The organism is Ancylobacter defluvii, from assembly GCF_018390605.1.
GTDB classification, from domain to species: Bacteria; Pseudomonadota; Alphaproteobacteria; order Rhizobiales; family Xanthobacteraceae; genus Ancylobacter; species Ancylobacter defluvii.
Map to the genome: position 1 here is coordinate 509,254 of NZ_JAHBGD010000005.1, position 15,736 is coordinate 524,989.

Below are 15,736 nucleotides of genomic sequence, written 5' to 3' on the forward strand. Positions count from 1 at the left end.
ACGGCGCCCCGATCTTCTCGGGACGCCCGGCTGGCGGATAGCTGGCAGGAAAGAGCGGTCAGCGTGCGCGGTCGGCCATGGCGGCGACGCGGACGGCGAGCGGCGCCGCCGGAAATGCCTGGCGCAGGATCCGCAGCGCCTCGGCATCGCTGCGCGGGCGCGCAATGTCGAGATGGCTGCGCATCAGCGCGGTGACGGAATGGGTTTCGGGCATTCGACGCGGAAAGGCGAGAGCCGCCACCCGCTCCTCGACCGACATCGCCCGCGCGGGCTCGTCGTCCCGTGTTGCACCTGTCGGCACCGTTCCCTCATTCCCCAGCATGACCGCCTCCGATCGGAACCGCGAATCAATCAGCTTTTCTCATGCACACCATGAGCCAGCGTCGCCGATAACGCACGAACTAATTGCTGGTTCCCAGCTTCGTGAACATACGACGTGTTCGTGCGAACACCTCGACAGTGCACGAAGACTGACGTGAATGGCAGGGGATTTATTTCGAATACTGTCGTATTTGTTTCACAAACGCCCGAAAGAGCGAAGCCGTGCCGGCCATCAGGTGCGGCTGAGCGACACCTTGGCGCCGTCGCCGGTGGCGACGCCGTCATAATGGCCGTTGCCGGCGGGCTGCAGGCGAGCGGTGACCTTGCCGAGATGATTTTGCAGCACGATCTCGCTGCCCCAGACGTCCCAGCCCTTGGTCATGAAGATATCGTTCGGGCAGCCGACATCGGCATTGGCGGCGAAGCCGGACATGCCGCGCTCGGTGGAGAGCGTCAGCTTGCAGCTCTTGGCGCCGTTGTCCCAGCTGAAGCTCCAGTTGCCGGCAAGCTGGGTGCGCGTCGCTCCGGGCTCGGCATAGGCGACGCCGCCGGGAGCGGCGGCGGCGGGCTGGGTGAGCGGCACCGATGTCGCGGCGCTGGTGGTGTCGCGCGGGGTCACCGCATCGCCGGCGGTGGCGGCACTGGCGCCGGTCGGGACTGGCGAGGGAACCGGCGCGCTCTCCACGGCCCCGGTCGGGGCGGGAGTGATCGTGTTGGCGTCGACCGCCGCGGTCTTGTGCTCGCCGAATCCGTCCAGCGCGGTGCTGCACCCTGCAAGCAGGATCGCGGTGGCTGAGACGGCGGCGACGGCGGTGAACTTCATGGACTTCAGACTCCTGGTACGCCCGCGCCGGCCATGCTCCGGAACACATTACCCTTTTTCGGCCATGTGTCCGCTCGTGCAAGTATTTTCTTGTCGCCGAGGATCGTGGCGTCAGCGTGGCCCCGCTGCGGCAACCCGTAGCCGGAGAAGGGACTTGGCCGGAATGAAGAACGGAGGCTTAACGCGGCGGGCGCGTCAGGCCGCCGGGCGGTGGACGCGGCGCCGGCACCGCGCTATGTGCGGTGCAGCAAGAGGAGGCGCCCATGTCCGGCTACCAGATGCTCGATCCTTCGACCCTCGTTGTTCTGATCACCGGCGCCACCTCCGGCATCGGTGCGGCCACCGCGCGGCGCTTCGTCCTCGCCGGCGCCAAGGTGATCGCCACCGGCCGGCGCGCCGACCGCCTCATCGCCCTGCGCGACGAACTCGGTCCCAATCTTCTGCCGCTGGAAGTGGACGTGCGCGACAATGAGGCGTTCGTCGCCGCCATTGCCGGCCTGCCGCCAGCCTTTGCCGGCATCAACATCGTCTTCGCCAATGCCGGCCTCGCCCTCGGCCTCGATCCCGCCCACAAGGCCAGCCTGAAGGACTGGGAGGACATGGTCGACACCAACATCAAGGGCCTGCTCTATACCGTCCGCGCGGTGCTGCCGGGCATGGTGGAGCGCGGTGCCGGCCATGTGGTGTTCACCGGCTCGGTGGCCGGCGACTACGCCTATCCGGGCGGCAATGCCTATGGCGGCACCAAGGCCTTCGTGAAGCAGTTCGCGCTGAACCTGCAGGCCGATCTGCTCGGCACCCCGGTGCGCGTCACCAATATCGAGCCGGGCATGGTGGAGACCGAGTTCTCGCTGGTCCGCTTCCACGGCGATGCCGGCAAGTCCGATTCCGTCTATAACGGCGTCGAGGCGCTGACCGGCGAAGACATCGCCGAGCAGATCTTCTTCTGCTGCACGGTGCCGCGGCACGTGAACATCAACAGCCTGCAGGTATTCCCGGTGGCGCAGAGCTTCGCCGGCTTCAAGGTCGCGCGCTGAGTTCAGGCGCGGCCTCGCCTCACGCCGCCGCCACCGCGCTCGGCGCCGCCAGCGCGGTGCGCAGCGTGTCGGCGAGCCGGCGCGCCGCCGTCGAGGCGTTCGGCGACAGCAGCATGCCGATCTCGAGGTCCGGCAGCGGCGGCAGGCCTTCGCTGGCGCCGAGCCGCCGCCATTCCGGCGGCGCCGCGCACTCGGCCATGGCGGTGAGGCACAGCCCGGTCTCCACCGCCGAATAGATGCCGCCCTGCGACGACGAGGTGCAGGCGACCCGCCAGCGCAGCCCGGCATCGTCGAGCGCGGCGGCGATATGCGGGCGGGCGCGGCAGCCGGTGGGAAACAGCGCCAGCGGCAGCGGGTCCTGCCGCTCCGGGCGGTGGCCGCGGGCGGCCAGCCAGAGCAGCTTCTCGCGCTTCAGCAATTCGCCGGTCGGCCGGCTGAGGTCGCGGGTGAAAAGGGCGACGTCGATCTGCCCGCGCTCCACCTCCGGCTCCAGCGTCTTCGAGAGGTCGCAGCGAATGGAGATCTCCACCCGCGGATAGGCGGCGGCGAAGCGGGAGATCACCGGGGTGAAATAGGCATCGACATAATCATCCGGCATGCCCAGCCGCACGCTGCCCTCCGGCGTGCCGCCCTTGAGGTCGGCGAGCGCCTCGCTCTCGAAAGCCAGCATGCGGCGCGCATGCGCCACCAGCCGCTCGCCGGTCTCGGTCAGGGCGATGCCGCGGCGCGAGCGTTCCAGCAGCCGCACGCCGAGATTTTCTTCCAGCTGCGCGATGCGGGCCGAGACCGCCGACTGGGTGCGCCCGACCCGCTCCGCCGCCGCCGTGAAGCCGCCATTGTCGACCACAGCGATGAGCATGCCGAGCGATTCGGTATCGAGATGACGCATGGTGAGATCCGACCGTTCAGGTCTGGCGATACTATCAAATTTGCTCATCCATTCACAAATTAAATTCGTTTTCACGATCCTGATGCATCGTGCTAGGGCAAAATCAGATCAACGGATGCCCATATGCCGAGCAGATTGCTCGCAGGCGGGGCACCGGCCGATCCGCTTTCCACCTGAAACCTTCCGAGCCCGGCTCATGTCTCCGCCCCCTCCCGTCTCCGCCGCCCTGTCGCCGACAGGTGTGGACGATACCGCGTTGCTGTCCCCCGTTCTCGTCGAGGCGGACGAGGCGCGACTGCGCCGGCAGGCGTTCGGGGCGGTGCTGCTGGCGGCGGCGATCATCGGTTTCTCGCCGATCCTGGTGCGCCTGTCCGATGTCGGGCCGGCGGCGATCGGCTTCTGGCGCTTGTTCTTCTCGCTGGGGCCAACCGCGCTGTGGGCGCTGGCCGAGCGGCGCGAAGCCAAGCTGCATGCAAGGATACGGGCGCAGACCGCGCCGCGCCTCACCTGGCGGCAGTTTCTGCTGGTGGCGGCGGCCGGCCTCGCCTTTGGCGCCGACCTCATCCTGTTCCATGCCGGCCTTGCCCGCACCAGCACCGCCAATGGCGTGCTGATCGGCAATCTCTACGTCATCTTCGTCTTCGCGCTCGGCTGGATGTGCCTCGGCGAGCGGCCGACGCGCGGCCTCCTGGTGGCGCTCGGCTTCGCCATGGCGGGCGCCGCGCTCATCGTCGGATCGAGCCTTGGCGGCAGCGGCCGGCCGGGCAGCTTCATCGGCGACCTGCTCTGTGTCGGTGGCGCGCTCGCCTATGCCTTCTACATGCTGTTCGTGCGTGTCCTGCGCTGTGCGAGCCCCGGCCGGCCGGCGCTTGGCGGCGGCATGACGGCGCTGCTCTCCAGCGCGGTCGGCATGGTGATGTGCCTCGCCTGGGCGCTGGCGGCCGGCGAGCGCATCATGCCGGCGGGCATGGACGGGCTGCTCGCGGTGGCGGCGCTGGGTGCCATCGTGCATGCCGGCGGGCAGGGGCTCACCACCTTCGCGCTCGGCCGGCTGCCGGCGGGGGTGATCTCCATGGTGATGCTGCTGCAGATTCTGGTCGGCACCGCGCTGGCGGCGCTGCTGTTCCGCGAATTCCCGCCGATGCTGGTGCTGGTCGGCGGCGGGCTGCTGGTGGCCGGCGTGGTGGCGGCGCGTCCGCGCAGCGCCTGACGCTAAGCGCCGCTGTTGTCGGGACGCAGGCCTTGCATCGCCGCCCCGGCGGCATTAGGTCCAAGGCGGTTCCAAGGAGAGCGCACGATGCAGCCCAATCCGTTCGGTGGCGTGATCGAACATTTGTCGGTCGACGAGGTGAAGGCCGGTCTCGAGAACGGCACCATCCTTCTCGTCGATGTGCGCGAGCCGAACGAGCTTGCCGCCGAGCGCATTCCCGGCGCCGTCGAGTTCCCGCTCTCCACCTTCGACGCCGCGGCGCTGCCCGATCCCGGCGACAAGACGCTGGTATTTTCCTGCCGCTCCGGCCAGCGCTCGCAAAAAGCCGCTGCCGCCGCGCAGGCGGCCGGCCATGACCTGCACCGCCATATGGCGGGCGGCATCCTCGCCTGGAAGGAAGCCGGCTTCCCCACCGAGCAGGGCTGAGTTGCGCGAGGAGCGCGCCGCGATTCCTCCGATTTCACTTCAGGAAAGCGTTTCAAGACGCTGATATTGTGGCGCTTTCTCTGCCAAGTCGCGCCGGAAGCAGCCATGTCCTGGCGGGCTGCCGCCTACCCGGCCAGCCGCCCCAGCACTTCGTCCATCGCCCGGCCCATGCGCTCGACCTGATCCATCGTCGTCGGCGGGCTGGCCAGCATCATGTCATGGAAAGGCGAGATCAGCGTGCCGCGCACCAGCATGGCGAGATGGATCGTCGCCTCCAGCGCGCCGAAATGTGCCGCCTTCGCCTCGGCGCCGTTGCGCAGCGGACGCGGTGCCCGCACCACCTCGACCCGGGCGCCGCAGCGGGCGACATGCCAGGGCAGGGCCGCCTTGGCGATCACGGCGTCGAGCCCCGCCTGCATGGCGTCGGCGGTGGCGTTCATCCGGGCGTAGGCGGCTTGCGTCGCGACCTCCTCCAGCGTCGCGCGCAGGGCGGCGAGCTGCAGCGGGCTGCCCGACAGCGTGGTGCCGATGCCGGAATGGCCCGGCGGCACGCTGGCCCGCGCCGCGTTCAACCGTGCCACCACCTCGTCGCTCATCCCCCACACCGCCGCCGGCACGCCGCCGGCAATCGCCTTGCCGACCACGAACAGGTCCGGCTCCAGCCAATGAGCGCGCGTATAGCCGCCCGGCCCGGTGGAGAGCGTGTGGGTCTCGTCGATCAGCAGCAGCGTGCCGTGGCGGCGGGTGAGCTCGCGCAGGCCCTCATGGAAGCCCGCTTGTGGCAGCACCATGGCGCAGTTGGTCATCACCGGCTCGGTGATGACGCAGGCGACGCTGCCATCCGCCAGCGCCGCCTCCACCGCGGCGAGGTCGTTGAACGGCGCCACCCGCGTCAGTTCGCTGAGGTCGCGCGGCTCGCCGACCAGCCCGGCCTTGTTGGCGGGCCGGCCGGCGCGGTCGAGTTCGACGAAGGTCTCGTCCACCGCGCCGTGATAGGCGCCGTCGAAAACGAGGATGCGCGGCCGTCCGGTCGCCGCGCGGGCGGCGCGGATGGCGAAGCGGTTGGCGTCGCTGGCGGTGGTGGCGATCTGCCACTTGGCGAGGCCGAACCGCGCCGCCAGCAGGTCACCGACGATCGCCGCGTCCGGGCTCGGCAGCATGGTGGCGAGCCCGCGCGCGGCCTGCTCGATCAGCGCCCGGCGCACCGGCGCCGGCCCGTGGCCGAACAGCGCCGCGGTGTCGCCGAGGCAGAAATCGTCATAGGTGTTGCCGTCGATATCGACGAGGCGCGCGCCGGTCGCCTCCGCCACCACCAGCGGCACCGGCGTCGACCAGTCGCTCATCCAGTGCATCGGCACGCCTTCGAACAGGTGCGCCGCCGCGCCGGCCGCCGCTCGCGTCTTCGGGCGGGTGCCGAGATAGAGCGCCTCGGCTTCGGCGCGCAGGGCGGTGACGCGCGCCGGATCGATGCCGCCCTGCTCGGAAGCAACGAAAGGCGCGTTCATCGGCATACCCTCCCTGAGGTCCGTCGGCATTGAAGCACGGCTGGGCCGATCAGCCCACCCAGCCCCAGCGCTTCAGCTCTGTCCAGCTGTCGTCGAGCGTCTTCCTGGCGCGGGCGACCAGTTCGTCGGCCTCGCCATGCGAGAGCACCAGCGGCGGCGCGATGATCAGCCGGTCGCGCACCGCGCGCATCACCAGGCCGTTCTTGAACGAGAAGTCGCGCGCCAGCGTGCCGACCTTGCCGACCTCGGGGAACTTGCGGCGCCCCGCCTTGTCCGGGGTCAGCTCCAGCGCCCCGACCATGCCGAGCATCGGCGCCTCGCCGACCAGCGGGTGCTCGGCCAGCGTGCTCCACCGCGCCTTGAGATAGGGGCCGATATCGTCGGCCACCCGCTCCACCAGCTTCTCGCGCTGCATGATGGCGAGGTTGGCGAGCGCGGCGGCGCAGGCGGCCGGATGGCCGGAATAGGTGTAGCCGTGGTTGAAGTCGCCGCCTTCCAGCAGCACGTCGACCACCCGGTCGGCCACCATCACGCCGCCGAGCGGCATGTAGCCGGAGGTGATACCCTTGGCCATCACCAGCAGGTCCGGATGGGTGCCGAAGGTCTCGCAGCCGAACCATTTGCCGGTGCGGCCGAAGCCGCAGATCACCTCGTCGGAGACGAACAGGATGTCGCGCTCGCGGCAGATGCGGGCGATCTCCGGCCAGTAGGTGGCGGGTGGTACGATGACGCCGCCGGCCCCCTGGATCGGCTCGGCGATGAAGGCGGCGATGCGGTCCTCGCCGAGCGCGTCGATGGTGGCTTCCAGCGCCTGCGCGGTGCGCAGCCCGAACTCGTCGGGCGTCTCGCCCTGGCGCGCCTCGCCCCACCAATAGGGCTGGGCGATGTGGACGACGCCGGGGATCGCGACGTTCTGCGCATGCATCGGCGCCATGCCGCCGAGATTGGCCGCGCCGACCGTCGAGCCGTGATAGGCGTTGCGCCGGGAGATGATGACCTTCTTCTCCGGCTTCTCCTTGATGTCCCAGTAGCGCCGAACGAGGCGGATCACCGTGTCGTTGGATTCCGAGCCCGAGCCGGTGAAGAACACCCGGTTGAACTGCGGCGGCGTCAGCTCGGCGAGCTTGGCGGCGAGCTCGATGGCTGGCGTGTGGGTGGTCTTGAAGAAGGTGTTGTAATAGGGCAGCTCGCGCAGCTGCTTCGACACCGCGTCGGCGATCTCCTCGCGGCCATAGCCGACATTGACGCACCACAGGCCGGACATGCCGTCGAGATAGCGGTTGCCGTCGGAATCGGTCAGCCACACGCCGTCCGCCTTGACGATGACGCGCGAGCCCTCGGCGTTGAGCGCCTTGGTGTCGCTGAAGGGGTGCAGGTGGTGCGCGGCGTCGAGGGCGCGCAGCTCGGCGGTGGTCTTCGGCAAGGTCATGGTCGGCGTGCTCCAGAGTTGCCTGCACAATGTGATCACATTTTACGTGCGTCAAGCCCGCCGGCATGGCACAACGGCTTCATCGCGGCCGGCGGGAACGGCGCGACGCCTCGCGCGTCTTGACCAACCTGCCGGCCGCATGACCACAATCAGACAGGGCATCACCCGGAAGCCATCATGCCGTCCACTGAAGCCGCGCCGGTCGCGGTCGCCGATCTTGAAACCCTCCCGACGATTGCCGCCTCGCCCGGTGCCGACGAGTTCGGCGCCTATGTCGCCCGCGAGGGCGTGCCCGACATCGTCGAAGTGCTGCTGCCCGATACCCATGGCGTGCTGCGCGGCAAATGGATCCCCGGCACCGCCGGGGGCAAGATCTGGACCGACGGCGTCGCCATCCCGCTCTCCATCTTCGGGCTGGACATCTGGGGTCGGGAGGTCATGGAGACCGGCCTGCACATGGAGACCGGCGACCGCGACGGCATTTGCCGGCCGGTGCCGGGCACGCTGACGCCGGTGCCGTGGTCGCCGCGTCCGGCGGCGCAGGTGATGATCACCATGCACGAGCCGCTTCACCCGGCGGACGGGCGCGGCGGTGAGCGGCCATGGGAGCTCGACCCGCGCCACAAGCTGGCGCGCCAGGTCGAGCGGCTGGCGACGCTGGGGTTGTCGCCCTGCGTCGCCTTCGAGCTCGAATTCTACCTGATGAAGCAGCAGCCCGGCCCGGACGGCGCGCCGGAGCCGGTGTTCCCAGCGCGCGGGCTGGCGCGGCAGAACATGTATGCCATGTCGGATCTCGACGCCTATGCGGCGCTGCTGCACGAGGTGCGCCAGGCGGCCCGCATCCAGGGCCTGCCGGCCGATACGGTGATCTCCGAGGCCGCCCCCGGCCAGTATGAGGTGAACCTCTATCACCGCACCGATGCCATGGCGGCGGCGGATGATGCCATCCTGCTGCGCCGCCTCATCGATGGCGTCGCCCGCAAGCACGGGCTGCGGGCGAGCTTCATGGCCAAGCCGCTGCTCGATTTCGCCGGCTCGGGCATGCACGTGCATGTCAGCCTGATGGACCGCACCGGCACCAACGCCTTCGGCAAGGGCGAGGAGGGCGAGGCGCTGCTGCGCCACGCCGCCGCCGGCCTGCTGTCCACCATGGCCGACACCGCGCTGTTCTACGTGCCGAGCTTCAACGGCTATCGCCGGCTGGTGCCCGGCAGCTACGCACCGACCGGCATTTCGTGGGGCTATGACAACCGCTCGGTAGCGGTGCGGGTGCCGAACGGCCCGCCCAAGGCGCGGCGGCTGGAGCACCGCATCGCCGGCGCCGATGCGCATCCCCACCTCGTGCTCGCCGGCATTCTCGGCGGCATGCTGGAAGGCATCGAGCGCAAGCTGGAGCCGCCGGCGCCGTTGGTCGGCGATGCCTACAGCACCGAGACGCCGTTGCTCAGCCCGGAGATGGGCGAGGCGATCCGCCGCTTCGCCGCGTCGGACTTCGTCGCCCGCGCCTACGGCGCCGAATATCGGCGGGTATTCGCGATCATGAAGGAGGCCGAGCTGTCGGCCTTCCAGCGCAGCATCAACCCGCTGGAATACGAGACCTACCTTTGAGCAACGCGACCGGGTATGGCGCCATGTTTCCGATCGGGTCGAGTCACTCGATCGAGACGGAATCGTGCCATTCTCGGGGGTGCCGGAAGCGGCATGGAGCGCTGCGGCCGATCATGATGATCGACCGCCCGCTTTCTGACGCTTACGTTATGGGCACGATGACGACTTGAGCAGGTCGAGGCGAGCCACTAGCCTTGGCCTGATCGCAAACGAACCGTCCCCGGTTCGTCGTTCCAAAGCGCCTTGTTCAACGCTTACCTTCCCGAAGGAGAACACCAAAATGGCCCGCCTACTCGCGACCGTCGCGGCAGGTTTCCTGGCCGCCCTGGCGATCAGCCCCGCCAGCGCGCAGGAAAAGGTCGTCAACGTCTACAACTGGTCCGACTACATCGACGAGTCGGTGCTGGAGGAGTTCACCAAGGAGACGGGCATCAAGGTCCGCTACGACGTGTTCGACAGCAACGAGGTGCTGGAGACCAAGCTCCTCGGCGGCAAGACCGGCTACGATGTCGTCGTGCCCACCGGTTCCTTCCTGCAGCGGCAGATCCAGGCCGGCGTGTTCCTGCCGCTGGACAAGGCCAAGCTGCCGAACATCAAGGACCAGTGGCCGATGATCGCCGAGCGCCTGGCGGTCTACGACCCCGGCAATCAGTACGCGGTCAACTACATGTGGGGCACCACCGGCATCGGCATGAACGTCGACAAGGTGAAGCAGCGCCTCGGCGATATCCCGCTGAACTCGTGGGACATTGTCTTCAAGCCGGAGATCCTCTCCAAGCTGAAGGACTGCGGCGTCTACATGCTGGACGGGCCGGAGGAGATCATCCCCACCGCGCTGCGCTATCTCGGCAAGGATCCGAACTCCAAGGATCCGAAGGACATCGAGGAAGCCGGCAAGCTGCTCGGTAAGATCCGCCCCTTCATCAAGAAGTTCGATAGTTCGGGCTACATCAACGCGCTCGCCGGCGGCGACATCTGCCTCGCCACCGGCTGGTCGGGCGACGTTTTCCAGGCCAAGACCCGCGCCGAGGAAGCCGCCGAGAAGACCGGCAAGAAGCCGGTGAACATCGAGTACGTCATCCCCAAGGAAGGCGCGCTGATGTGGTTCGACAACTTCGCCATCCCGAAGGATGCCCCGCATCCGGAAGAGGCGCTGGCCTTCATCAACTTCATGATGAAGCCGGAAGTGGCGGCCAAGAATGCCGACTACATCTCCTATGCCAGCGGCAGCGAGAGCGCCCAGAAGTTCATGAGCAAGGACATTCTGGAAAACCCGGCGATCTACCCGGACAAGGAGACGCAGGCGAAGCTGTTCACCGTCACCACCTACCCGCAGAAGGTGCAGCGCGTCGTCACCAAGACCTGGAACGACTTCAAGCGCGGCCGCTGAGCCGGGCTTTCGTCCCACGACACGGAAAGGCCGGGCCTGTGCCCGGCCTTTTTGTTTGCGCGGGCCTCAGTAGTAGCTCGCCGCCATCTCCGGCGACACCTCGAGCGTGTGCCCCATGAATTCCAGCCCGCGCTCCAGCTGGGCGCGGCTCACCGGCCCGCCGAGGCCGACGCGCACCGCCTCCGGCGGCGTGCCGCCGACGGTGAAGGCGTCGCTCGCCACCACGCCGATGCCGGTGCTGCGCACATGGGCGGCGAAGGCCGGGCAGCTCCAGCCATTGCGCAGCGGCAGCCAGATGTTGAAGCTGAGCGGATCCGACAGATAGGTGCCCGGCTCGAAGAAGCGGGCGGCGATCTTCTGCCGTGCCGCCGTCTCCGAGCGGATGAACCGCAATATGGTGTCGGCGGTGCCGTCGTCGATCCAGCGTGTCGCCACCGCCGCCATCAGCGGCGAGGCCATCACCGCCACCGCCCGCATCGCGGCGTTGAACGACCAGCCCGAGCGGGTGTCCGGCACCACCACATAGGCGAGCCGCAGCCCGGCGCCGATGCATTTGGCGAGGCCGGCGATGTGCCAGCATATGTCGGGCGCGATTGCCGCCAGCGGCGGCGGGCCATAGGCGGCGATGAAGCCATAGGCGTCGTCCTCGACGATCGGCAGCCCATGGCGGCGGGCGATGGCGCAGATCGCCGTGCGCCGGCGTTCCGGCGTGGTGATGGTCAGCGGGTTCTGCAGCGTCGGGTTGAGGTAGAGCGCCTTGGGCCGGTGGCGCAGGATCGCCTGCTCCAGCGCCTCGGGTACGATGCCGTCGGCGTCCATCTCGACGCCGGCGAGGTTGAGCTCCAGCTGCGCGGTGATCGCCCGGATCCCGGGATAGGTGATCGCCTCCGACAGCACGGTGTCGCCGGCCTTGGCCAGCAGCGAGAAGATGCCGACCAGCGCCGGATGCGCGCCCGGCGTGATGAAGATGCGCTCCTGCGCCGGCACCAGTGCCCGGCGGCCGAGCCAGGCGGAAGCTGCGTCCTTGTCCAGCGGCGAGCCGCCGAAGCCCTGGTAGCGCAGCAGCGGCATCAGGTCGCGCGCCACCGCGGCATAGCCGTCCTGCATGCGGGCGATCAGCTCGGGATCGTCCGGCTCCGGCGGCATGTTCATGGTGAAGTCGGCAGCGCGCAGCCGCTGCGGGGCGGGGGGCCTCGTCTCGACGACCGCCTTGCGCACGAAGCTGCCGCGCCCGACGGTGGATTCGATCAGCCCGCGCTTGCCGGCCTCGACATAGCCGCGCGCCACCGTGGTGAAGTCGACGCCGAGCGTCGCGGCGAGGCGGCGTTGCGGCGGCAACTGGTCGCCGGGCACCAGGATGCCGGCGGCGATGTCGGCGGCGATGGCCTCGGCGATGGCGAGATAGCGTGGCCCCTCGCGACCCTCGATCTGCGGCACCCAGTCCTTCATCGCCGTTTTCTCTTTCTCTTCCTCTCCCCATTGGGGAGAGGTGGCCCGCGCAGCGGGTCGGTGAGGGGACATCGGGAAGCCAAGAAGACCCCTCACCCCACCCCTCTCCCCGTCGGGGAGAGGGAGCAAGGAGGTGCACGCGCCAGCTGCCGCCTCCGGCCTAACCCTCAGCCGGCTGCCTATCGCCTTCCGCCACCCCTGTCACCTGCCTGTGGCGCCGTCGCGGCGGATTGACCGCACATTGTTGCAGGCCCCGCTGCGGGAAACTTCGGCAGGCTGATGCGACCCGCATCACCGAGAATGGCGGGCATTGACGGGAGGTTCAAGTGAATTGACTAGTTTTAAAGTACAATAATACCAATATTGATTGCAAAGTTGATTGCTTCATTGTTGGCACGTCCGTTGCTCTCCTGTTGCATGCCCCTCCGGGCGAACCGCAACAAGGAGCGACCCATGCCCGCCGTGACCCATCCCGCCCACAAGGCCGGTGACTTCTTCGTCGATTATGAGGAGAAGCTGTTCGAGGACGTCAAAGCCGAACCCGGCGAAAAGGCGCTCGTCACCTTCCACACCGTGGCCTTCGAGGGCTCGATCGGCCTCGTCAACCTGCTTCAGGCCACCCGTCTCCAGCGCAAGGGCTACGAGACCTCGGTGCTGCTCTACGGCCCCGGCGTGCTGCTCGGCGTGCAGCGCGGCTTCCCGAAGATCGGCGACGAAGCCTTTCCCGGCCACCAGAACTTCAACAACCAGATCAAGAAGTTCATCGCCGAGGGTGGCAAGGTCTATGCCTGCCGCTTCGCCTTGCAGGCGCTGTATGGCCATGGCGAGCCCTCGCTGATCGAAGGGATCACGCCGATCAGCCCGCTCGACGTGCTCGACGTGGTGCTGCTCCACAAGCGCGCCAACGCCGTCATCCTCGACACCTGGACGCTCTGAGCCGGGTTAGCCACCGGGCGCAGGCGGGCTTGCCCGCCGGCCCCTTCCACGAGGAGCGACGATGACCGACAGCCAGACCATCCGCGCCGCGGCGGTGCAGATCGCGCCGGACCTGACCTCCCGCGCCGGCACCATGGAGAAGGTGCTGAACGCCGTCGCGGAGGCGGCGGGCAAGGGGGTGCAGCTCCTGGTGTTCCCGGAGACCTTCGTCCCCTGGTACCCGTATTTCTCCTTCGTGCTGCCGCCGGTGCTTTCCGGCCGCGAGCATCTGCGGCTCTACGATCAGGCCGTCACCGTGCCCGGCGCCGAGACCGAGGCGATGGCCGCCGCCGCCCGCCGCCATGGCATGGTGATCGTGCTCGGCATCAACGAGCGCGATCACGGCTCGCTCTACAACGCCCAGCTGATCTTCGACGCCGACGGCACGCTCAAGCTCAAGCGCCGCAAGCTCACCCCGACCTTCCACGAGCGGATGATCTGGGGGCAGGGCGATGGCGCCGGGTTGAAGGTGGTGGACACCGCCGCCGGCCGGGTCGGCGCGTTGGCCTGCTGGGAGCACTACAACCCGCTCGCCCGCTACGCGCTGATGGCGCAGCACGAGGAAATCCACGTCGCGCAGTTCCCCGGCTCGCTGGTGGGGCCGATCTTCGCCGAGCAGATCGAGGTGACGATCCGCCACCACGCGCTGGAGAGCGGCTGCTTCGTGGTCAATGCCACCGGCTGGCTCACCGAGGAGCAGATCGCCTCGGTGACGCCGGATACGGGCCTCCAGAACGCCCTGCGCGGCGGCTGCATGACCGCCATCATCGGGCCCGAGGGACGGCACGTGGTGCCGCCGCTGACCGAAGGCGAGGGCATTCTCGTCGCCGATCTCGACCTCGGCCTCATCACCAAGCGCAAGCGGATGATGGATTCGGTCGGCCATTACGCGCGGCCGGAGCTCATGCACCTCGTGCTCGATGCCCGCCCCGCCCAGCCGCTGCACCTCAACGCCCCCCTCAGCCGTCCAACCGAAGCCGGGAGCCTCTTCGATGGAGAACGCAACGAACCTGCCGCAGGATTTGCCGACGGAATTGTTGATCAGCGAACTGCAATCCTTCGGCGCGCGGCTGTCTGACCCCAAGGCGGGGGTGGAGAGCCGGCGCGGCGGGGCGGGCCCCTCCGACCACAAGGCGCTGACGCTGGACGGCATGACGGTGATGGTCCCCGTCCACACCGCCCCGGCCTTCGACAGTCCCTATGTCGTCGAGAAGCCGGACGCCGCCGGCCGCAGCCAGATCATCCGCGACGGCCGCAAGGTCGGCGAGGTGAGCTTCCCGGCGCGGCCGCGCTTCTACGACCTCACTACCGCCGACGGCATTCCCTACAACAAGATCGCCGTGCTGCACGGGCGCGACGTGCTGGCGACGACGGTGCTGCAGACCTGCATCCGCTACCAGAGCCGCACCAAGACCTGCCAGTTCTGCTCCATCGGCCAGTCGCTGGCGGCCGGGCGCACCATCGCCCACAAGACGCCTGAGCAGCTCGCCGAGGTGGCGAAGGCCGCCGTCGAACTCGACGGCGTGAAGCACATGGTGATGACCACCGGCACGCCGAAAGGCGATGATCGCGGCTGCGCCATCCTCACCGAGAGCGTGCGGGCGGTGAAGGCGGCGGTCGACCTGCCGGTGCAGGTGCAGAGCGAGCCGCCGGAAGATTTCGGCTGGTTCCAGCGGCTGAAGGATGCTGGCGCCGACGCGCTCGGCATGCATCTGGAAGCCGTCACCCCGGAGGTGCGCCAGCGCATCATGCCGGGCAAGGCGCAGGTGTCGGTCGAGACATACATGCAGGCGTTTGCCGCCTCGGTGCCGGTGTTCGGCCGCGGGCAGGTCTCCACCTATATCCTCGCCGGGCTCGGCGACACGCCGGAGGCGATCCTGTCGATCAGCGAGAAGCTGATCGCGCTCGGCGTCTATCCGTTCGTGGTGCCGTTCGTGCCGATCTCCGGCACGCCTTTGGAGAGCCACCCGACGCCGTCCTCCACCTTCATGGGCTCCATCCTGGCGCCGTTGTCGAAGATGCTGGTCGAGGGCGGGCTGAAGTCCACCGACATCAAGGCCGGCTGCGGCCGCTGCGGCGCCTGCTCGGCGCTCGCCACCTATGAGCGGAGGCTGGCGCCATGATCATCGACGGCGGCGTTCCGTTCCCGCAGCCCTTCCTCGCCAGCGCCTATCAGGTGAAATTCGCCGCCTCGCGCTGGGAGCGCGAAGGGGCCCATGCGCTGCGCCGCGCGGTGTTCTGCGATGAGCAGGCCTTGTTCAAAGGCGATGACCGCGACCGGGTGGATGACTACGCCATTCCCATCGTGGCGCTGGCCATGCTCGGCGTGGCGGCCGACCGGGTGGTCGGCACGGTGCGCATCCATGAGGAGGCGCCGGGCCTGTGGTGGGGCTCGCGGCTGGCGGTGGATGCCGAGTATCGCAGCGTCGGTGCCTTGGGCGCGACGCTGATCAGGCTCGCCGTCTCCTCGGCCCACGCCATGGGGTGCACCACCTTCCTCGCCCATGTGCAGGAGCAGAACGCGTTGCTGTTCCGCCGGTTGCACTGGCGCATCGTCGAGGAGGTCGAGCTGCACGGCCGCAAGCATTTCCGCATGCAGGCCGACCTCGCGCATTACCCGCCCTGCTTCTCGCCGGAATGGGGCTTCACCGCCCTGCCACGAAAGGCGGCCTGA

15 protein-coding genes are annotated in these 15,736 nt (G+C 68.6%); 9 read left to right on the forward strand and 6 right to left on the reverse strand.

The window, feature by feature from the left end; genetic code table 11:
- Positions 1 to 58 precede the first annotated feature (58 nt).
- Positions 59 to 322 (reverse strand): transferase, encoded by a 264-nt coding sequence (locus tag KHC24_RS05020; RefSeq protein ID WP_246546148.1) that lies wholly within the window; start codon positions 320 to 322, stop codon positions 59 to 61.
- A gap of 231 nt (positions 323 to 553) precedes the next feature.
- A complete protein-coding gene (locus KHC24_RS05025) occupies positions 554 to 1,144 on the reverse strand; it encodes a protease inhibitor Inh/omp19 family protein (RefSeq protein WP_213359933.1) in 591 nt (196 codons plus the stop codon).
- A gap of 263 nt (positions 1,145 to 1,407) precedes the next feature.
- Between KHC24_RS05025 and KHC24_RS05030 the strand changes: the two genes are divergently transcribed.
- Entirely contained in the window at positions 1,408 to 2,181 is a 774-nt protein-coding gene (locus KHC24_RS05030; protein ID WP_213359935.1) for an SDR family NAD(P)-dependent oxidoreductase, read from the forward strand.
- Between the two features lie 19 nt (positions 2,182 to 2,200).
- Here KHC24_RS05030 and KHC24_RS05035 read toward each other — a convergent pair whose 3' ends face one another.
- The gene (locus tag KHC24_RS05035; RefSeq protein WP_213359943.1) at positions 2,201 to 3,070 is read right to left on the reverse strand and encodes a LysR substrate-binding domain-containing protein; all 870 of its coding nucleotides are present in this window, start codon (positions 3,068 to 3,070) and stop codon (positions 2,201 to 2,203) included.
- 196 nt (positions 3,071 to 3,266) lie between these two features.
- Between KHC24_RS05035 and KHC24_RS05040 the strand changes: the two genes are divergently transcribed.
- Complete coding sequence (locus KHC24_RS05040; protein ID WP_213359945.1) at positions 3,267 to 4,280, forward strand: DMT family transporter; 1,014 nt, start codon at positions 3,267 to 3,269, stop codon at positions 4,278 to 4,280.
- An 87-nt stretch (positions 4,281 to 4,367) separates the two neighbouring features.
- Complete coding sequence (locus tag KHC24_RS05045; RefSeq protein WP_213359948.1) at positions 4,368 to 4,706, forward strand: rhodanese-like domain-containing protein; 339 nt, start codon at positions 4,368 to 4,370, stop codon at positions 4,704 to 4,706.
- 125 nt (positions 4,707 to 4,831) lie between these two features.
- On the opposite strand, the gene KHC24_RS05050 is transcribed toward KHC24_RS05045, so the two are convergent.
- Both KHC24_RS05050 and KHC24_RS05055 read right to left on the reverse strand, forming a co-directional pair.
- On the reverse strand, positions 4,832 to 6,211 hold the full coding sequence (locus KHC24_RS05050; protein ID WP_213359951.1) for a transaminase: 1,380 nt from the start codon (positions 6,209 to 6,211) through the stop codon (positions 4,832 to 4,834).
- Positions 6,212 to 6,260: 49 nt separating this feature from the next.
- Positions 6,261 to 7,640 carry an aspartate aminotransferase family protein gene (locus KHC24_RS05055; protein WP_213359953.1) on the reverse strand — a complete coding sequence of 460 codons (1,380 nt, stop codon included), beginning with the start codon at positions 7,638 to 7,640 and terminating at the stop codon, positions 6,261 to 6,263.
- Positions 7,641 to 7,817: 177 nt separating this feature from the next.
- Between KHC24_RS05055 and KHC24_RS05060 the strand changes: the two genes are divergently transcribed.
- Entirely contained in the window at positions 7,818 to 9,248 is a 1,431-nt protein-coding gene (locus KHC24_RS05060) for a glutamine synthetase family protein (RefSeq protein ID WP_213359954.1), read from the forward strand.
- A gap of 280 nt (positions 9,249 to 9,528) precedes the next feature.
- Complete coding sequence (locus tag KHC24_RS05065) at positions 9,529 to 10,638, forward strand: polyamine ABC transporter substrate-binding protein (protein ID WP_213359955.1); 1,110 nt, start codon at positions 9,529 to 9,531, stop codon at positions 10,636 to 10,638.
- A 66-nt stretch (positions 10,639 to 10,704) separates the two neighbouring features.
- On the opposite strand, the gene KHC24_RS05070 is transcribed toward KHC24_RS05065, so the two are convergent.
- Positions 10,705 to 12,087, reverse strand: coding sequence for an aminotransferase-like domain-containing protein (locus KHC24_RS05070; protein ID WP_213359956.1), 1,383 nt, complete (start codon positions 12,085 to 12,087; stop codon positions 10,705 to 10,707).
- 453 nt (positions 12,088 to 12,540) lie between these two features.
- Between KHC24_RS05070 and KHC24_RS05075 the strand changes: the two genes are divergently transcribed.
- The 4 genes from KHC24_RS05075 (at position 12,541) to KHC24_RS05090 (ending at position 15,736) form a co-directional block, all read left to right on the forward strand.
- The gene (locus KHC24_RS05075) at positions 12,541 to 13,023 is read left to right on the forward strand and encodes an MSMEG_0572/Sll0783 family nitrogen starvation response protein (protein WP_213359964.1); all 483 of its coding nucleotides are present in this window, start codon (positions 12,541 to 12,543) and stop codon (positions 13,021 to 13,023) included.
- 61 nt (positions 13,024 to 13,084) lie between these two features.
- Positions 13,085 to 14,140, forward strand: a complete 1,056-nt coding sequence (locus KHC24_RS05080) for a Nit6803 family nitrilase (protein ID WP_213359965.1) — start codon at positions 13,085 to 13,087, stop codon at positions 14,138 to 14,140.
- A complete protein-coding gene (locus tag KHC24_RS05085) occupies positions 14,055 to 15,185 on the forward strand; it encodes an MSMEG_0568 family radical SAM protein (protein ID WP_213359967.1) in 1,131 nt (376 codons plus the stop codon). Before KHC24_RS05080 ends, KHC24_RS05085 begins: the two co-directional genes overlap by 86 nt.
- Complete coding sequence (locus KHC24_RS05090) at positions 15,182 to 15,736, forward strand: MSMEG_0567/Sll0786 family nitrogen starvation N-acetyltransferase (RefSeq protein WP_213359969.1); 555 nt, start codon at positions 15,182 to 15,184, stop codon at positions 15,734 to 15,736. The genes KHC24_RS05085 and KHC24_RS05090 overlap by 4 nt, the downstream gene beginning before the upstream one ends.